The 20,274-nt window shown below is 40.9% G+C and carries 19 protein-coding genes and 1 tRNA gene; 3 read left to right on the top strand and 17 right to left on the bottom strand.

What is annotated here, in order from left to right; translation table 11 throughout:
- The first annotated feature begins 61 nt into the window (after positions 1-61).
- Positions 62-1,678, top strand: a complete 1,617-nt coding sequence (locus SLU01_RS04370) for a thiamine pyrophosphate-binding protein (protein WP_147055738.1) — start codon at positions 62-64, stop codon at positions 1,676-1,678.
- Between the two features lie 174 nt (positions 1,679-1,852).
- On the opposite strand, the gene SLU01_RS04365 is transcribed toward SLU01_RS04370, so the two are convergent.
- The 14 genes from SLU01_RS04365 to SLU01_RS04305 form a co-directional block, all read right to left on the bottom strand.
- The gene (locus tag SLU01_RS04365) at positions 1,853-2,392 is read right to left on the bottom strand and encodes an NADPH-dependent FMN reductase (protein ID WP_147055736.1); all 540 of its coding nucleotides are present in this window, start codon (positions 2,390-2,392) and stop codon (positions 1,853-1,855) included.
- A gap of 240 nt (positions 2,393-2,632) precedes the next feature.
- Positions 2,633-3,661, bottom strand: a complete 1,029-nt coding sequence (gene splB / locus SLU01_RS04360) for a spore photoproduct lyase (RefSeq protein WP_147055735.1) — start codon at positions 3,659-3,661, stop codon at positions 2,633-2,635.
- Entirely contained in the window at positions 3,658-3,915 is a 258-nt protein-coding gene (locus SLU01_RS04355) for a transcriptional regulator SplA domain-containing protein (RefSeq protein ID WP_147055733.1), read from the bottom strand. The genes splB and SLU01_RS04355 overlap by 4 nt, the downstream gene beginning before the upstream one ends.
- A 114-nt stretch (positions 3,916-4,029) precedes the next feature.
- The gene (locus SLU01_RS04350) at positions 4,030-5,445 is read right to left on the bottom strand and encodes a VWA domain-containing protein (protein WP_147055731.1); all 1,416 of its coding nucleotides are present in this window, start codon (positions 5,443-5,445) and stop codon (positions 4,030-4,032) included.
- 23 nt (positions 5,446-5,468) lie between these two features.
- A complete protein-coding gene (locus SLU01_RS18330) occupies positions 5,469-6,497 on the bottom strand; it encodes an AAA family ATPase (protein ID WP_281288363.1) in 1,029 nt (342 codons plus the stop codon).
- Positions 6,440-6,649 carry a hypothetical protein gene (locus SLU01_RS18325; RefSeq protein WP_281288362.1) on the bottom strand — a complete coding sequence of 70 codons (210 nt, stop codon included), beginning with the start codon at positions 6,647-6,649 and terminating at the stop codon, positions 6,440-6,442. The genes SLU01_RS18330 and SLU01_RS18325 overlap by 58 nt, the downstream gene beginning before the upstream one ends.
- A 163-nt stretch (positions 6,650-6,812) precedes the next feature.
- Positions 6,813-7,808 (bottom strand): GGDEF domain-containing protein, encoded by a 996-nt coding sequence (locus SLU01_RS04340; protein ID WP_170232587.1) that lies wholly within the window; start codon positions 7,806-7,808, stop codon positions 6,813-6,815.
- Positions 7,801-8,631 (bottom strand): alpha/beta fold hydrolase, encoded by an 831-nt coding sequence (locus SLU01_RS04335; RefSeq protein WP_147055728.1) that lies wholly within the window; start codon positions 8,629-8,631, stop codon positions 7,801-7,803. Before SLU01_RS04335 ends, SLU01_RS04340 begins: the two co-directional genes overlap by 8 nt.
- Before the next feature lie 193 nt (positions 8,632-8,824).
- A complete protein-coding gene (locus SLU01_RS04330) occupies positions 8,825-9,271 on the bottom strand; it encodes a GNAT family N-acetyltransferase (RefSeq protein WP_147055726.1) in 447 nt (148 codons plus the stop codon).
- A 19-nt stretch (positions 9,272-9,290) separates the two neighbouring features.
- On the bottom strand, positions 9,291-9,827 hold the full coding sequence (locus tag SLU01_RS04325; protein ID WP_147055724.1) for a hypothetical protein: 537 nt from the start codon (positions 9,825-9,827) through the stop codon (positions 9,291-9,293).
- Between the two features lie 24 nt (positions 9,828-9,851).
- Positions 9,852-10,232 (bottom strand): hypothetical protein, encoded by a 381-nt coding sequence (locus SLU01_RS04320; protein WP_147055722.1) that lies wholly within the window; start codon positions 10,230-10,232, stop codon positions 9,852-9,854.
- A gap of 505 nt (positions 10,233-10,737) precedes the next feature.
- Positions 10,738-11,535, bottom strand: a complete 798-nt coding sequence (locus tag SLU01_RS04315) for a helix-turn-helix transcriptional regulator (protein WP_147055720.1) — start codon at positions 11,533-11,535, stop codon at positions 10,738-10,740.
- A gap of 195 nt (positions 11,536-11,730) precedes the next feature.
- A complete protein-coding gene (locus tag SLU01_RS04310) occupies positions 11,731-13,719 on the bottom strand; it encodes a PAS domain S-box protein (RefSeq protein ID WP_147055718.1) in 1,989 nt (662 codons plus the stop codon).
- Between the two features lie 581 nt (positions 13,720-14,300).
- Positions 14,301-14,373, bottom strand: a tRNA-Arg gene (locus SLU01_RS04305).
- Positions 14,374-14,554: 181 nt separating this feature from the next.
- Here SLU01_RS04305 and SLU01_RS04300 point away from each other — a divergent pair.
- Both SLU01_RS04300 and SLU01_RS17890 read left to right on the top strand, forming a co-directional pair.
- Positions 14,555-15,400 (top strand): MBL fold metallo-hydrolase, encoded by an 846-nt coding sequence (locus SLU01_RS04300; RefSeq protein ID WP_174842614.1) that lies wholly within the window; start codon positions 14,555-14,557, stop codon positions 15,398-15,400.
- A gap of 203 nt (positions 15,401-15,603) precedes the next feature.
- Complete coding sequence (locus tag SLU01_RS17890) at positions 15,604-15,771, top strand: hypothetical protein (RefSeq protein WP_170232586.1); 168 nt, start codon at positions 15,604-15,606, stop codon at positions 15,769-15,771.
- A gap of 37 nt (positions 15,772-15,808) precedes the next feature.
- Here the strand turns inward: SLU01_RS17890 and SLU01_RS04295 are convergent, their stop codons facing one another.
- The 3 genes from SLU01_RS04295 to fdhF all read right to left on the bottom strand — a co-directional run bounded on the left by SLU01_RS04295 (position 15,809) and on the right by fdhF (position 19,963).
- Positions 15,809-16,444: a Yip1 family protein gene (locus SLU01_RS04295; protein ID WP_147055716.1), complete on the bottom strand. Its 636-nt coding sequence runs from the start codon at positions 16,442-16,444 to the stop codon at positions 15,809-15,811.
- A 97-nt stretch (positions 16,445-16,541) separates the two neighbouring features.
- Positions 16,542-17,021 (bottom strand): helical membrane plugin domain-containing protein, encoded by a 480-nt coding sequence (locus SLU01_RS04290; protein ID WP_147055714.1) that lies wholly within the window; start codon positions 17,019-17,021, stop codon positions 16,542-16,544.
- A 5-nt stretch (positions 17,022-17,026) separates the two neighbouring features.
- Complete coding sequence (fdhF, locus tag SLU01_RS04285) at positions 17,027-19,963, bottom strand: formate dehydrogenase subunit alpha (RefSeq protein WP_147055712.1); 2,937 nt, start codon at positions 19,961-19,963, stop codon at positions 17,027-17,029.
- Positions 19,964-20,274 lie beyond the last annotated feature (311 nt).

Raw genomic sequence — 20,274 nt, 5'->3', positions numbered from 1 at the left:
AGCGGACTTTCCTGTTACACAGCTAACAGGATGGATAGAACTTTCGAGGAGGTTGTATGATATGGAAAATAGTGAACGGACAGTTGCAGAATTGGTACTCGATCAACTGTCGTTATTCGGTGTAAAACGGATTTACGGAGTAGTCGGTGATGCGATTATCGGTCTTATTGACGCACTTGCAAAACAAGATCAGATTCAATTCATCGCAGTTAAACACGAGTCAACCGCTGCCTTCATGGCTTCTGCCGAAGCGAAGCTGACAGGCCGGCTTGCGGTATGTACGGCAACGATGGGTCCTGGGGCAGCCAATTTGCTTAACGGGTTGGGAGACGCATATGCAGACAAAGTACCTGTCCTTGCCATCACAGGCCAAGCACCGACGGAAAAAATCGGAACAGAATTTCCGCAATATGTGGACCAGCAAGAGTTAATGAAGCCATTCGCATCGTTTTCCGCTAATCTCGCGAGTCAGGACGCAATCATCGAACTTCTGCATAGAGCATCATGCAAGTCAGTTGAACAGCGGGTTGTCACCCATTTGTCGATTCCAAAAGACCTTTTCATGGTTTCATCGTTGAAGGAACCGCGTCCTTTGCCAAAACGTATAGACGGAGTTTCTTATTTTACAAAGGAAAGCTTAATAGAGGCAACATCAATAATGAAAACAGCAAAGCGCCCGATGATTCTCGCAGGCTCCGGCGCCGCCGCTGCGTCAGAAGAGGTTGAGATGCTTGGTGAAATGTGGGGAGCTGGCATCTTAACGAGCTTAGGTGAAAAAGGTTTATTGGATGAATCTTCCCCTCACCTGCTGCAAGGTATTGGCGAAGGCGGAAATCCATATGCAGCCGATATTTTGAAAGATGCCGATGTTGTTCTCCTTGCAGGCACAGCATGGTGGCCGGAAGGGTATGTCCCATCTGATGCGCAAATTATCCAGATAGACACCCATTTCGACAAAATTGAAAAGAGCATCCCCGTGCAGCTCGGCATAACCGGCTCAACAGAAGAAGTTCTTCCTCTTTTAAGGGAGGGCTTGCAAGGATTTTCCCGAGCTGAAGAATGGGTCGATCGCTGCCTGAAAGCCAAGCAGAAATGGGCCGAGCAAAATGAGCAAGAAGGAAATTCTGCCGGTTCACCCGTGCACCCTTCCCGGATTATGCGGGCACTTGAACGAACAGTCGATGCCGATGCAATTCTTGCAGTCGATACAGGTGACGGTACAGTGTGGTTGAATCGCAATTTCAGGCAAAAACAGCAAAAGGTTTTATTCTCTGGATATTGGCGAACGATGGGCTTCGGTCTACCTGCTGCAATGGCAGCAAAGCTTGAAAAACCGGAGAAGCAAGTGGTGGCGATTGTCGGAGACGGCGGCCTTCAAATGACACTAGCCGATTTAACGACCGCGACTCGCTATGGACTCAACATTACCATCATTGTATTAAATAACGGCTCACTCCAAATGGAAAGAGACAAAATCAATGTCATGGACAAGAAAGAAATAGGTGTCGATCTAACAAATCCTGATTTCGTCAAAATTGCTGAAGCGTGCGGGTGGAAAGGATTCCATGTCGCAACAGATCAGGAACTTGAATCCATGTTGGAAACCGCCTTAAAAATAAAAGCCCCTACACTCGTAGATATTCAAACATCCCAAGCATTTTTCCCGGAAACCAATTAAAATTTGCTACTAGTTGAATGACAACAATCCCATGTATCTACAAATGAAAAGCACTGTCTACATCTATCAGTGAACTACTATCTAGAAATTATCTAAGATACAGGTTCTCTGATATTGTAGGCAGTGCTTCATTTATACAACTTTTGGTTAGTTTATGCAGTTTTGTCTATTCCTTTACTTCTTAATCAATTCGACAAATGTATCCACAAAGCCTTGTAAGAATTGAAGAGTATCTTCGTTTTTTATTTTACCATTCTCATCTAATAATTCTGGTGAATTGGCGAGATATACTTCAGGTTGTTGAACGACTGGCATATTTAGGAATGCGAGTGATTGGCGTAAATGGTGGTTTGCGCCAAATCCGCTTAAATTACTAATCGATTGGCTAATAATAGCTGCTGGTTTGCCATTCCACACACTTTCACCATAGGGTCTTGAACCAACATCTAGCGCGTTTTTCAATACACCTGGCACCGAACGATTGTATTCAGGAGTTACAAATAGGACGGCATCTACTTCCTTTATTGTATTGCGGAATTGTGTATATTCTTCTGGAGAATTGCCATCATACTCCTCATTATATAATGCAAGATTACCGATTTCGACAAACTCTGTTTCATAACCTTCAGGAAATAATGAAGCAACATTTAAAGCGATTTTTTTCGAATAGGATTCTTTCCGTAAACTTCCAACTACAATACCCACTTTTGTCATATAGATCATCCTTTTTATATTTTTTTAGTTCCAAATCAGTCCTCTAACAATTATAGTTACCCTTTTTCATATCATTTAATCCCACTGAAAGAAACCGGTCTCGGAAGGAAAAAAAACCTTGAAATCGTAGTTAAGAATTCACTATAAAAAACACCAAATTGCTAGTATACTCCTAACAATTTTGGTGCTATTCATCAATAAGTATTTCAATTTTTAAGCTGACCTCATCATCTTAAATTTCTACGTGAAGTATTCCAATTTTGCTTCTGGGAAAAACTTCTCCATGTAGCCATAAAGATGGCTTTTAATATCTTCTTCCTGTTCTTTTTGGTAAATATATTTCCCAATTCCGTATTTACCCCATTTATATCTCCTTTTTTCCTCATCCAGCTCTAATTTTGTCATGGGATAATTCTTTTCTATCACTCTTTTGGCTGGCTTGGTAAAACGATGTTGAATAAATTCAAAGGTCAAGTCCTTTTTTGCTTCGGGGGGCAATTCAGCTTCTAAACGTTCGAACATATGATAATATCCTTCCTGCCAGCCTTCGTGAAGATAAATCGGGGCAACTATAAAACCAAGAGGATACCCCGCTCTCGCAACTTTTCCTGCCGCCTCAATTCGCTTAACGAGTGGAGAGGTGCCAGGTTCAAAATACTTAATGACATAATCCGCATTTACACTAAATCGAAAGCGCGTTTTTCCGTTATGCTTCGCATCCAGTAAATGATCGACATGGTGGAATTTTGTCACAAACCTCAGTTTTCCATACTCCGATTCTCCAAAATGTTCAATCGCCCGTTTTAACGTATGTGTCAAATGATCAATCCCAACAATATCTGACGTACAGGCAGCTTCGAAACGAGTGAACTCCGGAGCTCGCTCGGCCATATAGTTATCTGCAGCGTCAAGAATCTCATCTACATTCACATACGTTCGAATATACGGTTTACTTCCCATTGTCGTCTGTAAATAGCAATAATGGCAATGTCCCATACAGCCTGTTGCAAAAGGAATAGCGTATTCAGCAGAAGGTTTTGAAGTATCAAACTTCAGTGTCTTTCTGATTCCAACAACTAATGTGGATTTCGCAACCCTGTATTTCTGAAAATCATTATCACCCGGAAGATTTCTCACCTGGTTATGGGATGTGGTGTATCGAATTTCGACATTCTCTTTTTCAAACTTTTCATGCAGTTCTTTTCCTAATGGATAGTTAAGTGCATCGGGTTCAAAGTAAATCAGCTTAGGTGTAAATGGCTTATTCATTCAAGTCTACCTGCTGAGTCATCATCTCCATAATAGTAATCGTAGGCTCGGTTCGCTTCTTCTTCTGATGAATATACGGCCATTTCACTGGAAAGCGGGTAATAATCTTCATAAAGAAATATTGCGAGTTCATCAGGCTTTTCGGGGCTATTGACAACAGCAGCGCTTTGTACGTTTGCAACATCCTGCGTATGTGGATTTCGGTAAAATACATAGACGACATCACCGGCGCGATAAGAAGCGTTCCCGTTCATTTCCTCACTCCTCGTATTATAATACTGCAATTATTGATTTCCATTTTACTATGACGCAAATCCTTGGAATTAACCCTCCCAGTTTCTGGTCTAACATTCTTAGAAATCCAACCCCTATACTTCATATGCTGTATAACTTCCTTCGTCATCGAAATCCTTAATTTCAATCACCCTATCGGAAAACCTTTCGACTGTATGCATATTGGTACCTATGACGAGGGTAAGGACATTGAAGTCCTTCAATTGTTTCTTTTTCTCGAACGATTCGAGGAACGAATCGTTTACACGGTCTTCACCATCAGTAATAAAGACAATATCAGCTCGCTTGAAACGGCTATCATCGATTACGTGCAGCGCCTCGTTTAGTGCAAGTTCAAAGTTCGTTCCACCTCTTAAATAGGTTCCTGCGAGCCTAACTATTTCAGAAGCCCTAATTTTCCCTTTTCCATAAGTGAAAGTTTGAGAACGCGAGGAGAATAATATTAAACAAAAATCCCTTTTCTGCTTCCTTGCGATTGACATAAGGGCTAAGGCAAATCCTTTCGCTGGGGTGTCAAGGCCACTCATACTGTCCGACTGATCAAGACACAGTACAATTGGACCTTTGTTAAGAATTTCAGGCCCTTTCTGTTCAAATTGCATCGTTTGTCTTTCCGCAAAGCGACGAAGAAAATCTATTTTCATTAGCGGGTGTGTATAGAAGCTATACTCAACCGACAGTAAATTTTCAATGTCATTCCCTATGGTAACTCCTCTTCTAGACGCGGAATGGCTCTGTTTCGATTTTTGTCTTTTCCGAGCAATCCGTTTGAATCGGCCTGCCCAATCGGCTATTTCTTTCATCATCTTTGTCGAAGCCATCTTCTCTGCCAGAACTATTTTGTCGCGCAACGGGACTTTTTGCAATTCTGCCTCCGCATTGCCTGCACTTATTCCACCTATTAATGAGTTCAACCCATCTTTCAACTGTGTCGCTTCTTGCCTTGCTTGTCCCATAGTTTCCAAGAAGCCTTCACGATTGCTTTGAAATATCTCCTGTAACGTTACTTTAAATTCATTCATGGCATCTTCTAGACTTTGTCGATCAGCTTCTTGATGCTGTTGATTTTGCAGTTGCCTGCGCAGCAGTTGAATTTTTCTTGCCTGTTCTCGGAGCACTCCATCTTCCTCTGATTGCCGCGCTATCCATTCATTTGCCTTTTCCCCGAGCATGATTGTACCAATGGCGGATGCCAGATCATTTAATCGGGTGAAATTCCGATAGTATGCAAATTGTTCATCACCCATAATGACTTCCATGAGTAATTTATTTACCGATAGTAAACCATCTACTTCCGTTGCTGTTATGACCGGTTTCATCTTATATAAAGAAGCCCAAATATCTCCAAGGAGAGGTTCGAACGTTGGCAATGCAGCCTTTTCAATAAGCAGTTGGAGACTTGACGACATTTCAAGAATTTCTTGAAAACGCCTTTTGTCGAATGTATCCGTATTCAGTACTGAAAAGTTCTCGTCGGTGATTTTGAACATTCTCACGAGGGCAGCACTCCCTTTCACATTCTATAAAAGATACCCGAAGATTCCTCGATTTCATTTTTGTCATGTAACGCATTAAAATATAAAGGCTCTAAAGTTGCGTTCAGGATCTCTTGCTGGAGCGATTTTACGTTAACAAGCAAAACGTCAATTTCCACACTTCGTTCCTCATGACGCCTTTTCAGGTCGTTCAAATCAGTCTCCAAAGCCTTCATTTTTTGAGTTGCTTCCATCCCTATTTCGATCGAATTATCCTGCATGATTGAATTAAAAATTTCATTTGCTTCATTTCGTATAGTATCGAGCATCCGAATCACCGTGTCTTGCGCATGTCTACGAACAATAATTGAAACTGCCTCTTTTTGATCAACCGTTTCCCAAAGAGCATTTTCGAGAATTACAATATCGTCTACTGACACGACTTGTCTATTACGAATCAATGCTCTCGCCTTTAGAATGCTTAATGACTGCTTAAATCGCCGATCCGACGGTCGAATCCCCTCATCATGCAACGCTTTGCGGATTTTCGAAATTGCTGTGTACACTTCATCCTGAATGACTACCTTATCTGTTAACAATTGAAGGTATATCAACTCTTCCATTGTCATAGCCGGCATTTGCTTATCTTGTCCGGCATCCTTCATCATGGAAATAAAATTACTGTCACCCGCTAAATAATCAATTTCAAAACGAAGTAAAAAACGATCAAATAACGCTTCAAGTCCTTCCCCTTCTTCTGGATATTCATTAGAAGCACCGATTACGGACATCAAAGGAACTTGCACGGGTGACCCGTTATTGTAGAAAAGCCTTTCATTAATCAAGGTTAGTAAACTGTTTAAGATAGCGCTGTTCGCCTTGAAAATTTCATCTAGAAACACCAGATCTGCTTCAGGCATTTTTGTTTTTGTATTCCGTTTGTATATTCCTTTTTCCAAATCCTTCAACGATAAAGGTCCAAATAATTCCTCAGGTGTACTAAACCTCGTTAGGAGCCATTGAAATAGTGAGTGCCTTTTATAATTTTTGCAAGATCCACGGCCAATGCCGATTTTGCTGTGCCTGAAGGACCTATCAGAAGTATGTGCTGTTTAGACAATAATGCTATAAGGATCGCTTCGACCTCAGCTTCGCGCTCATAGAACTTGGCATTTAACGCAGTTTTAATTTCACCTATTTTTGAAAGGATATTCTCCATTCACCACTACTCCCCTCACATCAAACATGTTTCCAACAAGCTTTTCCATTTCGACCATTTGCTATTCCCCATTGATTCTAAAAGGGCTGTCACAGAAGATCAGTTGTTACTGATTCTCTGGACAGCCCTTGTTATTCTCAGGTAATGCTTTTTGTATGTGATTTTAATCAGTAAATAGCGAACGTATCAAATCGCTTGCGTGAGTGACTTGATTTCGACCGCGATTCTTTGAGGTATAAAGTGCTCGATCTGCTCTTAATTGTATAGCGCTTTCTGTATCGTTTGATGAACTTGTGGCAACCCCTATACTGATCGTGATGTTTGGTAAATTCCAATTTGTATTTTCGACATGTAAACGAATCCCCTCGGCAATTTTCAAAGCACCGGATTTATCGATGTTCGGGAGAATTAATGCAAATTCTTCGCCCCCATATCGAGCGGCAATGTCATTTGTTCTGGATTCGTCTTTCAGCAATCGTCCAAACTCTTCTAGAATCTTGTCCCCCATCATATGACCAAAATTATCGTTTATGCTCTTGAAATGGTCTATATCAATTAGAAGAAGTGAAAATGGTTCCAATCGTTTTCTGTGTAAGGCTACATTTAAAGTTAGATTTTCTTGAAAGTAACGTCTGTTCTTTAATCCTGTCAATCCATCTGTAACGGCTAACGTTTGAAGCTTTTCATTCAACTCTAAAAGTTCGTTTTGCTTCGACTCCAATTCAAGACGAAGAAGGTCCAACTCGGCTATTTGCTTTTTCTTTAGCTGGTTGCAGGAGTCTGTTTCTTTTTTAACTGTCAGAAGTGCCTGCTCATACTCATATCGCCGCTTCATTGGCACACAGATGTAATCATTGCACATCTTCCCATTACGCTCATGTCGACATGCGTTAAGGAGAATAGGAATCTCTTCGTCAGTCTTTGACTTGAGTGAAATGTACATTTCTTCTACCTTCTTCTGAAGCCGGATCATCGGGAAAAAATAGAGTTGAGAAAAAGATCGGCTTGCGTTTGATAGAATGAGATCGATGTGCTTCCCTTGTAACTCATGAAGGTTGTGACCAAGCAAGTTGAGTAATGTCTCATTGATTGCCAGAATGGTCCCATCATCATCAAGGGATAAATAGCCACATGGCGCAAAGTTTAGTTGCTCATCCATTCGATATGCATCCCGCATAGCTAGTTGTTAAATAATCGCTTATCAAACGGATTGTTTCCTCAGGATGGCTCATGTGTGGACAATGTCCTGTCGCTTTCATTAAGGAAAACGTACTTTCTGAAAGAGTTCGATGCATATACTCTCCCACTTCAATCGGAGCGATGGAATCATTGGAACATTGAAGAATAAGTGAAGGTACAGTAACCATCTTTAAGTCTTCCCGATGATCAGAGAAAAAGGTCGCTATGGCAAAATCTCGAGCTACTGTCGGATCCGTTGAGCAAAAGCTTTCTTCCAATTCTTGCGAAAGCTCCGGCCGATCAGGGTTTTTCATAATAACTTGCGATAGATAATTCGCCCAACCTATGTAGTTCATCTCCATCATTTCAATCAAAGCCTCTAATTCCCCTTTAACAAATCCACCACTATAATTCGGAGGGTCATTAAGGTAACAAGGCGATGGGCCAATCATAATGAGATGCTCAAAACGATCGGGTTCCTGAATAGAAGCTAGCATACCAATAATTCCGCCAACTGAATGTCCCACAAAGACTGCCTCTTTTAAATTTAGTGCGTCGCATATATCAAGTACATCTTGTGCATATCCCTTAAGGTCACTGTATTTGCTAGGGCTATAAGCATTATAATCAGATTTTCCAGAACCGACGTAATCGAATAGAATGACACGAAAGTGTTCTTCAAAAAACGGAGCCACCATCCGCCACATATTCTGATCACATCCGAAACCCGGTGCGAATAGGATTGCTTTTGAGCCCTTACCTGTAATGTTAACGTTATTGCGAAAAAGGATGTTTTGATCCATATAGAAACCTCCTTGGATACAAAAGTAGAATAAATACAGTCAGTAAATAATAATTCTAGTAAATAAGTCTAGTAATATATGACTATAGACAGTATATATTATACCATATGCTTTTTCAATAACGCCCCTTATTGCAGCTAGTTAATGTCTCTTTCTTTTTTAATGAATAAAGAAAAACCGCTGAATGGAGTAACTATTTGCTGGAAATTATATTCTTTTTAAATACATAGCTAACTTTATCATATCCCATCTTTTCCTCATAAAATCGGTGAGCGTCGGTTCGCTGCAATCCCGAAGATAAGGCGACGCTCCGATACTCATGATCTTCAGCCCATTCATGTACATAAGAAAGTAGCCTTTCCCCATATCCGTTTGAACGCTTGGTTTGATCGGTGACTAAATCACATACCCAAACAAACCGCCCATAATAGAGAGTTATCATCGGTTTAAACCCAATAACTGCAACAATCTCTCCTTGATCAAACAAGGCAAACAATCTGTACATATCCTTTTCTTTGGCCTCTATCACCAAATCCAGATAGGTTTTTTCATCCAAATGTGTTCGCAATTGATTCATTACAGGAAATGCCTCAAGCATTTCTTTTGGAGATTCAAGTTCCTTGACTATCATTGTATCCATTGAGCAATCTCCTTTTTATTTACTTTGAAACGTTATTGAATCCGAGGTTATAGAAGAGCTTTCCGCTCTTTAACAAATAAACGCCAAGCAATAACTGAATAACAGTTATAACAAGGTTTTGAACAATGAATTCCGTTTGAACACTTGTATCAATTAATTTTGCAGATGAGACAAACATGATATTAGACACTAATTGAAAAGCCTTTGGTATTGAATAAATAATTAAAATCAACCCGGCCAACTTCATAAACAGCATGAATAATTCCCCAGCCTTGTCGTCTCCCTTCTCAACCGAACCTCGAAAAGCAAATTGAATGATCGCCTCACCGCTTTTCAACAAATAAATCCCCAGTGCCAAGAGCAAGACAGGATAGACGGCCTGAAAAACAAGGGATAGTCGATAATTTGTTAGATCACTATTTGTCATCATATCTGAGAGATTGTAGATAGAGTAGAACATATACACAACAGAGATGACGTGGGTCAAACTCCAAATGATTGTTAGCAAGCCGATAATCTTTAAACCCGCACGAAAAAAAGCTGTTGGTTGTAACAAGTGAACTCCCCCAAAAATTTAAGATCATTTCTTTTTGATTTCAAATGTTTTAGCAAAGATGTAGCCTGACAATCCGAATGATGAAAAAACCACATAACATTTATAATTATTATTTTGTAAGTACTGTTTGAGTTCTTCCACATCATCATACCAAATTGGCCAAGCATGCAATTTATGAGCCTCAAATTGTTCTCTGTTTTTCACGAAAAATGTAGTTACATCTGCTTCTTCAATATCAAACAATATACTGCCAGCCATTACATGTTCGAAATCGTGTGCTAAATAATTATCGAATGCAACAGTGACAGCCTCATCTGCCACCGTTTCAATATCTATTAGTAATTCATGCTTTAAAAAGTTCACAGCGTACCCTATTACCACACCATCATGAATAGATATTTTCATTCATCTCCTTCTTTTCAAATTCTGGCCTGCTGTGGTACATTCTTAAGTTCATCTGTGAAAATGATCGTTTCTAGCACATGCTTCCATTTTCCAAATAAATGATGGACAGCACAATTGAAAACTTTCACTTTAACTCTTATAAGTAGTTTAAATGATTCAATTATTTAATCAAGCCACACCCAGAATTAAATTCATGTGCATCATAATGAGTTCTAATCGCAATACAATGAAATCGGGACGTATCACAACGAAACTGCCGCAACACAATGAAATTCGCATGTAACAAAATGAAATTGGTAAGCAACGCAATGAACGTTACTTGCATCGAAATGAAGCCAACCTTTGAATAGGCCCTGGCATTGAAGGAATGAGCCTTTGTACGAAAGAATGGACCTTGGCAGCTAAAGAATGAGCCTTTGTTTGAAAGTACGGACCTTGGCATCGAAAGAATGAGCCTTTATGTGAAAGAATGGACCTTCGCAGCTTAAGAGTGGACCTTAGAATTTCAAGGGCAATAAAACCCCTCCACCGGTTTATCAAACAGCATGAAAATATCCTTGAAATACGTTTCATCGACCAATTTATCCAATACGCCCTTGAAATACCCCGGCAAATTGCGGATCGCCTTCTTCTTCGTTGCCATCACAGTAATTTTTAATGCACGATAAGCAAGCTCCTCGAATACATCCTTATCATCCTTATAAATTTCGTACTTCAACATACGTCCTAAGACAGCCCGATGAATTCCGAAAAATTCACGGGTCTTTTTTGTGTCTCCGATTGTTGCGGCAAGCAGTTCTTTCATCCGGCTGAATAGACTTGTGGATAACTTTGACGACTCACTATGAGACGTGCAGTTAAGTTCTTTAGATTTTAATAGAGATTTAGAAAGATAGGCTTCGTCTGCTGAAACCTGTGAAGTTTCCGCGTTGTCATGCGGTTTGTCGTCATGGTCACGGTTGTTCATTTTCCCCTGGTCAACAAAAGGCAAAATGATATAGATGTTAGCGCCGAGCCCGCTCATGACTGGACGGATGAAGTGAACTTTCTCAATGATTCCTAATTTGACAAGTTTGCGGATGGCGCGACGTACAGTCGCGTTTGACTTTCCAACCGCAGCTTCAATTGTTCCATGTTTCAAGTGTGCAGCACCGTATTTTACAGAGTAGCGGCGGATGACATCGAGCACTTGGCGATCCGATTTTGTCAGCTCATCCCAGTGTTTCATTAAGTGCTGTTCAGCAGCTGCGTCCATTTCCGCGATAGTTGTGAAGCGTGAGTATTCTTTCAAGTAATGTGTCATTTCCCATTCCCCCTTTTACCCCCTATATAGATGGGTGGGGTCAAAAAGGATACTCGACATACGTAAAAAATATATTTGATTCTAAATACCCATTCTCAATTTAGAGAACATAGCTTGAACGATAATTTCATTCCAAAGCTGGGAATTAAAAAAACTGACTCAGAGTCAGTTTTTCGACTTTCTGGACAGTTCCTTTCATGAAAACATCATATAGTTATTACGTCCATGTTCTTTCGCTTCATACAAAGCGAAATCGGCATTTGTTAATAATTCATCCATCGTAGTGCCATCTTTGGGGAAAATAGCAATACCAACGCTGGAAGTTGTTGTGAAAGAGTGCTCCCCTACTTTCCACTCTGTCTGTAAGTCCCCCAATATTCGTTCGGCTGTCCTTTTTACATTCTTAACATTCCCAATATCAGGCAAAAGAACAAGGAATTCATCTCCGCCCTGCCGGACTAATGTGTCATTTTTCCGCAGAGCGCTGCCTACCCTATCCGCAAACTGCTTCAATAACTCATCACCAGTAGAGTGACCTAAATTATCATTTACCCATTTAAATTTATCGATATCCAAATAAAGAAGAGCAAACTTCGTTTGATTTCGTTTGGCTTCCTCTAACGTTTCCCGAATTTTTTTCTGAAACAGCCGACGATTTGGCAATCCGGTCAATTCATCTTGAAATGCCATCAACTTTAACTGTTCACGCATTTTCTTTTTCTCTTCAATCACGCGGGAAACAAACAATAGAAAACGCTGACCCTTTTCCTCAAAATAAGTCCCTCTAGCTTCTACCCAAATCCAACCTTTCATTTTATGTTTATACCTAAATTCCATTTCGTGACTATCTTTTGTGATTAGTAATTCCCCCATCATCTTTCGGACATTGGGCAAATCATCGGGATGCGCTTTATTAAACGCAGGTTTACCCTCATAATCATCCGGCGTAAATCCTAACACAGCTGACGTCGAAGGTGATGCATAGGTGATCAATCCGTTTTCATCTACAACAGTGACGAGATCTGTCATGTTTTCAGCAATTAAACGATATTTTTCTTCACTTTGAATTAGTGCTTCTTCCACCAATTTCCTCTCTGTAACATCTCTTAAAATAACATGGACTGCTGGCATATCTGCATACTCTATTCCTAACTGTATAACTTCTGCGATGAAAGTGGACCGATCTTTTCGCAACAATTTTTGAAACACTGTTTGTTCTGGAATTGTTATTTCATTAACAGATTTGCAAATAAGATTCGCAACGGATTCATATGAATCGGAGTGTACAAAATCCAATACATGACGGCCGAGTAATTCGTCAGGATGGTTATATCCAAACAATTTTACCGCTGCCCTGTTAATGTAATGAATGACACCTTCGCTTTGAACATAGCTAGGTTCTGGAGAAGCGTTCAGTAATCCCTTATATTTATTCTTGCTTTCAATGAGTTCTGCTTCCATCTTTTTTCGTTCTGTTATATCACGCGAAATGGAAGAAAATGCAAACACTTTGCCGTCTTCATCGTATAGAGGGGATATTGTTATACTAACAGGAATCATGTTGCCGTCTTTTTTCAAACATTCCACTTCGAGCCCTTTTATATATTGCTCTTTCTTCAGATTTTCTCGTTCATCTTTCACCTTTTCAAATCGAGCAACCGGAATTGTAGGCATCTGTTTTCCTATAATCTCTTCAGCTTTCCACCCATACATATCTTCAAATGCTTTATTCACATGCACAACATTGCCATCTAAATCGATAATATCCATTGCATCCGCAGAAGAATCATAGATTGTCTGCAATTTTTCGGTAGTGTTTTGTAATGCAATTCTCGTTTCAACGACGTCTGTCACATCCTTTGCGACAATCATTACATTAACAAGTCCCTCATCTTCAAATATCGGGATGCTCTTCACTTGTAAATGAAGAATTTGGCCAAATTTATCATACGTGCTTTTATGATAGGTACAAAATTCACCTTGTAACGAGTTACAAGTTTCGTCACTCATGATTTTGCATCGTTTACCAATCACTTCAGGTGGGGTATATCCGAAGATAGCATTGACTGTCAAATTTATGTCTAACACGAATCCTTCTTTATCCAATATGAAAATCGAATCAGGATTATGATCTATCAATGAACTATATATATTACTTGGAATCCCTTTCAAAACACTTTTCATACAACTTCCTCCTGCATGTATTTTCCACACTAATTTGTCTGAATAAGGGAATGATTGTTAAGTCACTTATATATTTTTCGTTAAGTACGAGTTGAGTAGCTAAACACAAAATGTTCTTCAGCTTTTCAGTAAGTTATTGTTCTGAAATTCTATATAAATTAACTACGATTGTACTTTACTACGATATTACCTTTTCAGTCAATCAAAGCATGCAATCGATAAATAAAGGTTTTCTGTTTTCTAGAATCCGTGAAATAAAAATAAGCTAGGTACTAATATCCAAAATAACAAACTGATAAAGTACGTTTGACCTACTTCTTTTCAGGGTATTATGATAGTAAAGGGGAGAGAGAAACTTATGGAACAGAAATGCAAATATAATCTTTTAGAGATAGAAGTTGAAAGATTATGGAGGGATCTAAGAAAATGTCCCGACAATCTAAAGCCTCAAATATTATCGGATATCCAGTTATTAGAGAAAGCAATCGAACTTTGTCACATACTGTGATAATAGATAAAAAAAGGTCGGATGGAATGTTTGAATCAACATTTCATCCGACCTTTTTTCATTGCTTAATTAGCGTCCCAGGCAGGAATCGAACCTGCGACCTACAGCTTAGGAGGCTGCCGCTCTATCCCCTGAGCTACTGAGACAAAAAATGAGTACCTTTCTATTATAGAGAATTGAGCGGTGAAGAGCAATATAAAAGTTTACCTAAATTTAGGTATGGATCATTGAAAGTAAACCACATTAGTAAAAGTGCGAAGAATTTGTGGCATTTTGGGTATAGATCAAGTAGATAGAAAACAACTGAAGGAGGATATACATTTGGAGATGGAAAGAAGCTCGTCTACAGAAAGATTCCAACCGATGACGTCTGTCGGCAGTGGAGTCGGAATAGAAATGGCTCCTGACTTATACTGTTTTACAGTGCAAATTGTCAATGTTGTGTTTTATGGGATTGCCGGTGAAGGAAATGATTGGGTTTTAATTGATGCGGGAATGGCAAAATCTGCATCGATGATTAAGGCGGAAGCGGAAAAAAGGTTTGGTGAAGGAAATCCACCAAAGGCAATCATCTTGACGCATGCTCATTTTGACCATATCGGAGCGTTGATTGATTTATTGGAAGACTGGGGCCCAGTACCCGTTTACGCACATTCAAACGAACTTCCCTATCTAACAGGCAAGAAAAATTATCCTAAGCCTGATACATCAGTTGAAGGTGGGATGGTCGCTAAAATGTCATTCCTGTTTCCGAATGAAAGTATTGATATCGGTGAGAATGCTCATCCACTTTCGGACGATCATACCGTTCCATTCATGCCGGATTGGAAATGGATCCATACGCCGGGACATTCCGATGGGCATATATCATTATTCCGCAATGAAGATCATGCGATGATTGTGGGCGATGCCTTTGTGACAGTTAAACAAGATGAATTGTATAAGGTATTCACACAGGAGAAGGAAATTAACGGGCCACCCCGCTACTTTACTCCCGACTGGGAAACAGCGGAACAATCTGTTGGAATATTGGAGGCTTTACGTCCCGCGATTGCGATTACAGGACATGGCGTTCCTGTGGAAGGTGAATGGTTGAAAGAAAATCTGACGAAATTGGCAGCCGAATTTAAGACAATTGCGGTTCCTGATTATGGGAAGTTCGTCGATGAATAACAAGAGTTGACCAGTGTTGTCACCTGGTCAACTTTTCTTATGAAATGAACTAGCACCACTCATCAATCCTTTTCACAAAACTCTCCTTCGCACGATCAATCATCTCCTCCTTTTGCTCCCCGTTAAATTAACATTCCTTTTCAGTTATACTTTCGGTTTTATAAGGCACAGTAAAAAGAAGGCTTAGGAAGGAGGTTGTCATCGTGGATGAGGTTGAAAAAAGAATTACTAAAAGGAATGAAATAGCCAGAAGAAAAAAGATGTCCGAAGAAATGGCCCATGAATTCGCCACGCTTGGTCATTATAGGGAAGCAATGGTTGATGCTTATCGGAATACAAAAGAAGAAGAAAAAGAAGAGAAGGGAAAATAAAAAGCTCGCATTGCGATGAACGGCAATGCAAGCATTCTTATAAGAACGGCATCGTCAAAGCAAGAATAACGATGAAAAATAGAATCAGAAGGATAATTGGCAAAAGTACAACGAAGACTGCCTTCCAAATAGATAATTGGTGAACTTCAGCGATAGCTGCACCGAGGACGAACAACGACCAACCCCCAACAGCAAGATTCACAAGCATTGAGAGCAATAGCCATACAACTTGACCAACTGAGAGATCCGGCTCACTCATGAAATTGCCTTGCCCCAAAATCAAAAGATCCGGTATCCAGATAAGCCCACCAACAACGAGGATTATGCTTGAAACAGCATAAGCATTTTTCGTATCAGTGAAAGTACCCGATCCGCCCAGCATCATTGAAATCACGTAATAGATACCAGATGCAACAAAAAGTCCAATCAATCCGAAAACCGGCCCGGCGAGCAACGAAACTAAGAGAATGAGACCCATATTCCATGAATCTCCTAGATCGTTGCTCATCGCCTGATCAAGAAAATGAACAATTCCTGCTAACGCAGCAATCATAAGAATAAAGCTACCGGGTTTATTATCTACAACATACCGCACGGTTTTTCTTGGATGAAGCCAAACAGAAGTCCACGGGTTTATACGCGGCTCAACTGTACTTTCATTATTAGTATCCATACTATCAGCCCACTCTCTGTTGTTCACTATAAGTTTAATACGTATGGATGCTAAAATGGTTTCAAGATTTAGAGAGATTCAGGGTCTTGAATGAGCTTTAACTTTCCAACCCTTTGCCCATCCCTTTCAGAAAATCCAACCCATATTTTACGGCGCGATTGATATGAGGATCGTTTAACGCGGTCATCACTTGGAGAATTGACACTTTATCGCCATTCCCCTTATACAATTCAGCTTCTTCTATCCCGTGAGTGATACTATTTTTCAAGTTCGCTGTAACTTCCGGATTCAAGGATGTTAAAAGGCCTGCCGTATTCAATAGATTATTGATGAGATTTGTCATCGGTTCACGCGAAGCTTGTGTAACTGCAATGCCTGCGAGCTCATCCTTCCCTTTTAGCATTGCATTCGCCGCATCAAGAACCCCTGCTTTATCCAGTTCAGAAGTAAGTTCCAAGATTTTATTCAACGATTGTTGCTGTTCAGCAATCAATGCTTGCAATTCATCTAATTTCTCTGTCTGTTGTTGTTCGGGCGTTGCTTGTTTTCTTTGAATGGATGTAATCGGTGATGCCACTTTATTCACCCTTTCTCCGGTTGATCTGTTAGATGCTCATAGCCCGGTCTTGCCCATTTCCGCTCAACTTCGACACCGTCTTGCGGGTATCGCTTTTTATTCCGATGATTCGTTGCAGGCAAAGGATTTTCTCCTTCCTTCTGCAATACTTCCATCCGAACCTTTGTCTGTTTGAACGCTGGTGTATTCGTCCGTTGATCGACCGCAGTTCCAGTTAAGAAGTTGATGGCCGATTCCTTTTTCACCGAGTTCATCGGCAAGAATAATTCGTTTCCTTTAACTCGATCGGTTACTAGAGCCGGCAAACGCAATGCACCATGAGGTGAGACCAATCTTACTAACGAACCGCTCAGCACACCTCTTTCTTTCGCAAGTTCCGGGGAGACTTCTACGAAAATCTCGGGTACTTTCGACTGGATGCCTGATGATTTATTTGTCAGATTTCCTTCATGGAAATGTTCCAGCAAACGGCCGTTATTTATATGCAAATCAAACTCATCCGGATATGCAGCCGGTTCCACCCAGTCGGATAATGCAAATCGTGCTTTACCGTCCGGGAAATTGAATCCATCGACGTATAATAGCGGCGTACTCGCTCCATTCAGGCTCCCCCAGAGAAAGCTATCCCAGTTTTCCATATTGCTATAGTCAGCTTGACTAAATAGCGGTGAAAGGCTTGCCATCTCTGCAAAGATTTCTCTCGGGCCTTCAAAGTTCCAATGTGCTCCCAATCGAGTTGCGATTTCTTGGATGATCCACCAGTCGGCCTTCGAATCACCCAGCTCAGGCAATGCCTTATATAGACGTTGTACCCTTCTTTCCGTATTCGTGAAAGTTCCTTCCTTCTCCAAAGAAGGCACAGCCGGGAGGATCACATCTGCATATCGAGCCGTCCTTGAAAAGAACAGATCTTGGACGACTAGGAAATCGAGTTTTGATAAGACATCATGCACATGATTTGAGTTGGAATCAACAAGCGCCATGTCTTCCCCTACGATATACATCGCCTTCATCAGTCCCTCGTCTACGGCATGCAGCATTTGAATATTATCCATTCCGGGCTTATCGTCGATTTCAACTCCATAGGCACGTTCGAATTTTATGCGCGCGGCATCATCCGTTACATGCTGATAACCCGGCAACCATCCAGGGAGAGTACCCATATCACATGCACCTTGAACGTTATTATGGCCGCGTAAAGGATAGGCCCCCGCCCCAGGTCTACGATAATTGCCTGTTGCCAGCAACAGGTTGGAAATCGCAGCAGACGTATCCGAACCGCCCGTATTTTGGGTGACTCCCATCCCCCATAAAATACAAGTGCCATCCGCATCGCGTATCATTTCAGCCGTCCTGATCAGTTTTTCTTTCGGAACCCCAGTCACATGCTCGGCAAAATCAAGCGTATATGTTTTCAAAACATCTTTAAACTCTTCAAGATGATGAACATTTTCTTTGATAAATGCTGAATCATGCCAACCCTGGTCAATCATATATTTCGTCACAGCCATTAGCCATACTTGGTCAGTTCCTTGCTTCGGACTAATGAAAATATCCGACCGTTCCGCCATTTCATGTTTACGCAAATCAGCGACAACCAATTTCTGGCCATGAAGCTTATGAGCACGCTTCACCCGTGTTGCCAGAACTGGATGACCTTCTGCAGGATTCGCTCCGATGATAATAACAAGTCCTGCTTTCGCGATATCTTTAATAGTGCCTGCATCTCCACCCATACCGACCGTCCTGAATAATCCGTCGGTTGCCGGAGATTGGCAATAGCGTGAACAGTTATCGACGTTATTCGTCTTGAACACTTGACGCGCAAGCTTTTGAATCAAGTAATTCTCTTCATTTGTAATCTTTGATGAAGAAATAAGCCCAACACTGTTTTCACCGTATTTTTTATGGATGGCGCCTAACCGTTCAGCGACCAAGTCCAATGCTTCTTTCCATGTAGCCTCGACGAAGGAATCCCCTTTTCGAATAAGCGGCGTTGTCAATCTCTCTTCGCTGTTGACGAAATCCCAGCCGAATTTCCCTTTTACGCAGGTCGATATTGCGTTGACAGGTGCGTCAGAGACGGGTTGGATTTTGAGGATTTTTCGATCTTTCGTCCATACTTCAAATGAACAGCCTACCCCACAGAATGTACAAACTATTTTTGTCTTTTTAGTCCTCGTTTCACGCATTGCGGCTTCCGCATCAGAGATGGCCATGATTCCGCTGTAGCCAGGTTCTACATCTTTCACAAGATCGATCATTGGCGATAAAATTTCGTCTTTCATCCCCGTCATGAATCCCGCCTCGCCAAGCATCGATTTCTCCATTAACGCATTGCATGGGCAAACCGTCACGCAATGGCCGCAGCCGACACAGGAAGACTCATTGATTTTAGCACCGCCGTCCCATAAGACAATTGGCCGGTCCCGTTCCCAATCAATGCTAAGTGTTTCATTCACCTGCAAGTTTTGACAAGCTTCCACACATTGACCGCAAGCGATGCATTGGTTTGGATCGTAGCGGTAAAATGGATGTGTGAAATCGACACTGTCCTTCGAACATTTCGGTTCATACGGATACTTCTGCTCCTCGATACCCATCATGTCGACAGTGTTATGTATTTTGCAGTTTCCATTGTTGTTGTCACAAACTGTACAGTACAATAGATGGTTTTCGAGGATTCGATCCATTGCTTCGGTTTGAGCTTCTTTTGCACGGTGGGAAGATAATTTGACATCCATACCTTGTTCTGCTTTTGTTGAGCAGGCACGGACAAGACGGCCATTTACTTCTACGATGCAAGTATCACAAGTCTCAATCGGATCCACTTCAGGCAAATAACAAATTTGCGGATGCTCGATTTTCATTTCATTGATCACTTGAAGTACAGTCATGCCGTCCGTGTATGGATATGCTTTTCCATCAATCTTGATTGACATGAAAACTCCTCCTTTTTGAAAATATAAAAACCAACCGGATTTCCACTTCAGGCGGACGCTTTCCGCGGGCACGGCTTCAGCCTCCTCACTACGCTTCGCTTCGTTCCGGGTTCTTCAGCTCGTGCTGTTCCCGCAGGAGTCGCCGCCTTCCGTTCCAATCCTAGTGTAAATCTCAAACATTTATATTCATTTTATCTAGAAGTCTATTTACTAATAGTATAGTTGAAAGAATATTATTATACAATGTGTTCTGAAAACGAATGATAGATAATTCACTTTTTTCACCCTAAATCGTTCTATCCCTATCTTTA

The organism is Sporosarcina luteola, assembly GCF_007991495.1.
Lineage (GTDB): Bacteria > Bacillota > Bacilli > Bacillales_A > Planococcaceae > Sporosarcina > Sporosarcina luteola.
Note: the sequence above shows the minus strand (reverse complement) of the source record. Positions and strands in the feature narration are given on the sequence as shown.

Bases quoted from the DNA above. Each gene is read 5' to 3' on its own strand.
- SLU01_RS04370 (WP_147055738.1), top strand. From the start codon at position 62: ATGGAAAATAGTGAACGGACAGTTGCAGAATTGGTACTCGATCAACTG.
- SLU01_RS04365 (WP_147055736.1), bottom strand. From the start codon at position 2,392: ATGACAAAAGTGGGTATTGTAGTTGGAAGTTTACGGAAAGAATCCTAT.
- splB (WP_147055735.1), bottom strand. From the start codon at position 3,661: ATGAATAAGCCATTTACACCTAAGCTGATTTACTTTGAACCCGATGCA.
- SLU01_RS04355 (WP_147055733.1), bottom strand. From the start codon at position 3,915: ATGAACGGGAACGCTTCTTATCGCGCCGGTGATGTCGTCTATGTATTT.
- SLU01_RS04350 (WP_147055731.1), bottom strand. From the start codon at position 5,445: ATGTTCAAAATCACCGACGAGAACTTTTCAGTACTGAATACGGATACA.
- SLU01_RS18325 (WP_281288362.1), bottom strand. From the start codon at position 6,649: ATGGAGAATATCCTTTCAAAAATAGGTGAAATTAAAACTGCGTTAAAT.
- SLU01_RS04340 (WP_170232587.1), bottom strand. From the start codon at position 7,808: ATGGATGAGCAACTAAACTTTGCGCCATGTGGCTATTTATCCCTTGAT.
- SLU01_RS04335 (WP_147055728.1), bottom strand. From the start codon at position 8,631: ATGGATCAAAACATCCTTTTTCGCAATAACGTTAACATTACAGGTAAG.
- SLU01_RS04330 (WP_147055726.1), bottom strand. From the start codon at position 9,271: ATGGATACAATGATAGTCAAGGAACTTGAATCTCCAAAAGAAATGCTT.
- SLU01_RS04320 (WP_147055722.1), bottom strand. From the start codon at position 10,232: ATGAAAATATCTATTCATGATGGTGTGGTAATAGGGTACGCTGTGAAC.
- SLU01_RS04315 (WP_147055720.1), bottom strand. From the start codon at position 11,535: ATGACACATTACTTGAAAGAATACTCACGCTTCACAACTATCGCGGAA.
- SLU01_RS04310 (WP_147055718.1), bottom strand. From the start codon at position 13,719: ATGAAAAGTGTTTTGAAAGGGATTCCAAGTAATATATATAGTTCATTG.
- SLU01_RS04300 (WP_174842614.1), top strand. From the start codon at position 14,555: ATGGAAAGAAGCTCGTCTACAGAAAGATTCCAACCGATGACGTCTGTC.
- SLU01_RS04295 (WP_147055716.1), bottom strand. From the start codon at position 16,444: ATGGATACTAATAATGAAAGTACAGTTGAGCCGCGTATAAACCCGTGG.
- fdhF (WP_147055712.1), bottom strand. From the start codon at position 19,963: ATGTCAATCAAGATTGATGGAAAAGCATATCCATACACGGACGGCATG.